General features: G+C 38.2%; 5 protein-coding genes and 1 pseudogene. All 6 read left to right on the top strand.

Annotated features, from left to right (window positions below):
* A pseudogene (locus CAG58_RS16995) lies at window positions 1-182 on the top strand (GNAT family N-acetyltransferase); the annotation flags it as partial.
* Window positions 183-320: 138 nt separating this feature from the next.
* Entirely contained in the window at window positions 321-860 is a 540-nt protein-coding gene (locus CAG58_RS15120; RefSeq protein WP_161425603.1) for a hypothetical protein, read from the top strand.
* 169 nt (window positions 861-1,029) lie between these two features.
* On the top strand, window positions 1,030-1,326 hold the full coding sequence (locus CAG58_RS15115; protein WP_099610012.1) for an antibiotic biosynthesis monooxygenase family protein: 297 nt from the start codon (window positions 1,030-1,032) through the stop codon (window positions 1,324-1,326).
* Between the two features lie 160 nt (window positions 1,327-1,486).
* Window positions 1,487-1,924, top strand: coding sequence for a hypothetical protein (locus CAG58_RS15110; RefSeq protein ID WP_161425604.1), 438 nt, complete (start codon window positions 1,487-1,489; stop codon window positions 1,922-1,924).
* Window positions 1,925-2,074: 150 nt separating this feature from the next.
* A complete protein-coding gene (locus tag CAG58_RS15105) occupies window positions 2,075-2,839 on the top strand; it encodes a TIR domain-containing protein (protein ID WP_161425605.1) in 765 nt (254 codons plus the stop codon).
* A gap of 152 nt (window positions 2,840-2,991) precedes the next feature.
* The coding region (gene gloA2 / locus CAG58_RS15100) for an SMU1112c/YaeR family gloxylase I-like metalloprotein (RefSeq protein WP_161429782.1) at window positions 2,992-3,344 on the top strand (353 nt) is incomplete at its 3' end.

Below are 3,344 nucleotides of genomic sequence, written 5' to 3'. Positions count from 1 at the left end.
ATTTGTTACCAAGCTATGTTGCTTCAACCTATCCAGAGTTTGAACGGTTACAATTGACAGTAAATTGCCGTAATAAAGCCGCGTACAATTGTTATCTTAAATGTGGTTTTGAAGACACAGGGAATTTGTATTTAGGTGGTCCAGTTGGTCCTCAACATATAATGCAGAGAACCGCCGCCTAACAAAGCATTTAAGAGGGACAGCCAACGCGTGGCATTTTTATTATGCGTTGGTTTTTGTGATTACAATGTTATGCGGAAAGTTGGTAGTAGCGTTGGCTGCCCCTTAATGCGGCGTTAGTTTTTTAGGGGGAATTTATAGTGGACACATGGTCATTCATCATTTCAGTAATTGCTGTTGTTATCTCATTAGTTGCTTTGGTTAAAACTTCATTCTGGTTTAATTATAAAATTAGCATAAGGCAAGTAGCTACTAACTGCATTATTGAAGAGAATAAATTAAAACTTCGGTTGAAGTTCATATTTGCTTGTAGTGGTAATCAAAGTATATATGTTGACCAGATGTATTTTAATCAAGGTGAGAAAGTAACTGTTAGTAATGGAAGTCAATCATCTGATGTGAAAAAACTATTAAAGCCAGGTGAAATTAAAGAGTTTATCTTGGATATAGACTCATCAGAATTCAAGCATGACCAAGCGTACACAATGATCTTTACATTATTGTCTTCAAACTCAACTCAATCACATCTATGTCTAACTATTCGGACTAAGCCTACGGATGTCAGAGGTTCAATTATTAATTTCGAAAAACTAGTAAGTGGTAGTTATTCTTACTCACCTTTATATGTGTGGGTTGGTTTCAAGCAATGGCGTTCTCGTAAAATAAGGGAACAAAACTAACAAGGCGTTAAAGAGGGATTCACAACGCGCGGTATTCTCATTATGCGTTGATTTTATTGGTTTTTAGTGCAATGCGGAAGGTTGGTAGTTGCGTTGTTCACCCCTTAACGCGGCGTTATGTGCCTAATAGTTTTCAACGTCTATATTAGTTATATTACAAGGAAATCATATGTTTAGAGTCATATATGAGTGGCGAGTGCCATCTAATAAAATGGATGAATTTCAAAAGGTTTGGAGTTCTACAACTGACTCTATTCATCATACAGTCGAGGGTGCTCTCGGCAGTTTTATGCTTCATTCCTTTGATAAACCTGAAAAGGTACTAACGATTGCTAAGTGGCGCTCTCGACAAGATTGGGAGTTATTTTGGGAAAATAGTAATCCTGAAAAAATGCAGAAAATGCGTGAAATCGCTGAACGAATTTCGGTGGAATCGTTCGACGAAATAGAAGATCGGAGTAAATAATGACCCCGGCACATAACAAACAATTCAAGCAGACCCTCAACGCGTGGCATTTTCGTTTTGCGTTGAGTTTGGTGATTAGGGTGTTGTGCGGAAAGTTGGTAGTCGCGTTTCGGGCTACTTAATTGGGCGTTATAACCCACCGGAAATCAGAGTATACAATATGGAAAAATTTGAATTCAGAACTATCTATTTTTGGGTGCACACTTCATTCTCCGCAGTTTCTGTTGCGTTTTTTCTTAGCTTGCTGAGTGCTCAGCCACCGACGATTAACGCATTGTCGATAAAATTCGCGTCAGTGTTTTTTTGCATCAGCGTAATTTTAAATGCAAGCTTATCGCTCTTTTTGGCTTTATTTGGCAATATCAAAGGCTATGTTAATCGCATTTACTACACGCTTTATCCATGGAATGACCTAGGCAGTTTACCCGCTATATCTATATATAGCTTCATGTTTGGCATGATTTCGTTGTTTAGCTATTACTCATATTTATATGCTTTTACGGCTGTAATTACGATCTTCTACACAGGCAATCGTATTCAATCCCAAGTAAACAAAGCTAATGCGGATGCCTTTGAAAAGGCACAAGATACGGAGTGAAATGGGTTATAACAATCAATTTAAGAGGGATTCACAACGCTTGGTACTTTTGCTTCTACTTCAAATTTAGTGTTTATGGCACAATGCGTTAGGTTTGGGTGGAGGCGTTGTTCACCCCTTAATTGGGCGTTATATGTATAGGAGAAATCGGTGGAAAGAAAACCAAAATTATTTATAGCATCATCTGTCGAGGGACTGGATGTTGCTGAAGCGGTAAATGTCAATTTAGAATATGTATCAGAGAATACTCTTTGGACAAATGCCTTTCAGTTATCAAGCGTAACTTTAACGAGCCTTGCTGAAAAGGCTGATTCTTCTGATTTTGGAGTTTTTATCTTTACTCCAGATGATGGATTAGAAATGCGAGGTGATAAACGCAGCGCTGTTCGTGACAATGTACTTTTTGAGCTAGGTATTTTTATTGGAAGCTTAGGCGTGGAAAGGTGTTTTATAGTAAAACCTAGGAATGTAGATCTCCACATCCCAACAGATCTAGCAGGAGTAACGATTGCGGATTATGATTCAAATCGTTCAGATAATAATCTAAGTTCGGCTTTGTCGTTTGCATGTACTCAAATGAAGGCTTCAATCAGAGCGTTAGGTCTTTTTGAAGACTCAGAGGTAGGGGTTGACGAAGATCTAGGTGAGAAAAGCTTCGAGATTCAACTAGGTGATGAAGCGTTGGGTATTCTCGTTTCTGCTGCAGGTAACGCTAGTGAAAGTTTCGATACAATTCAAATTCAGTATGCAGAGCCTAAGCAGCGTCCATACTTAAATCAAGCGTTAGAAGACCTTGAGTCAGTTGGTTATATAAGGTTTGCACATTCTAATCGCCTTTCTAAGTCAATGATCTATCGTTTGACAACTGAAGGTCGAAAATATGTCCTTTCTTCTGGCTTAATCGAACACATATAACAAACAATTTAAGAGTGATTCAGCACGCTTGGCATTTTTGGTTTGGGTTGAGTTCAGTGATTACGGTGTTCAAATTGAGTGTCGTGGTCACGTGCTTCACACCTTAATTGGGCGTTATGTTTACTCGGTTAAAGTTCAAATCGGAGAATGTTGTGAATTTAGAAAGTATCCATCATGTAGCGATTATTTGCTCTGATTATCAACGATCTAAGTCATTTTACACGGAAATATTAGGTCTTAAGATCCTTGCCGAAAATTATCGAGAAAGCCGAGATTCATATAAATTAGATTTAGCGTTACCAAATGGTGGACAAATTGAGCTGTTTTCTTTTCCAGAGCCACCGCCTAGATTAAGTAATCCAGAATCTCAAGGTTTAAGGCATTTAGCGTTTGTTGTTAACTCAGTGGAATTGACAGCTAACGAGTTACAATCACATGGAATTGATGTTGAGCCAATTCGAGTTGATGAATTTACAGGTAAACGATTCACCTTTTTTAAAGATCC

It is taken from the genome of Vibrio sp. V31_P5A7T61 (assembly GCF_009904895.1).
GTDB classification, from domain to species: Bacteria; Pseudomonadota; Gammaproteobacteria; order Enterobacterales; family Vibrionaceae; genus Vibrio; species Vibrio metschnikovii.
Note: the sequence above shows the minus strand (reverse complement) of the source record. Positions and strands in the feature narration are given on the sequence as shown.

Excerpts from the sequence above, each read along its gene's own strand:
- CAG58_RS15115 (WP_099610012.1), top strand. The coding sequence starts at position 1,030 with ATGTTTAGAGTCATATATGAGTGGCGAGTGCCATCTAATAAAATGGAT.
- CAG58_RS15110 (WP_161425604.1), top strand. The coding sequence starts at position 1,487 with ATGGAAAAATTTGAATTCAGAACTATCTATTTTTGGGTGCACACTTCA.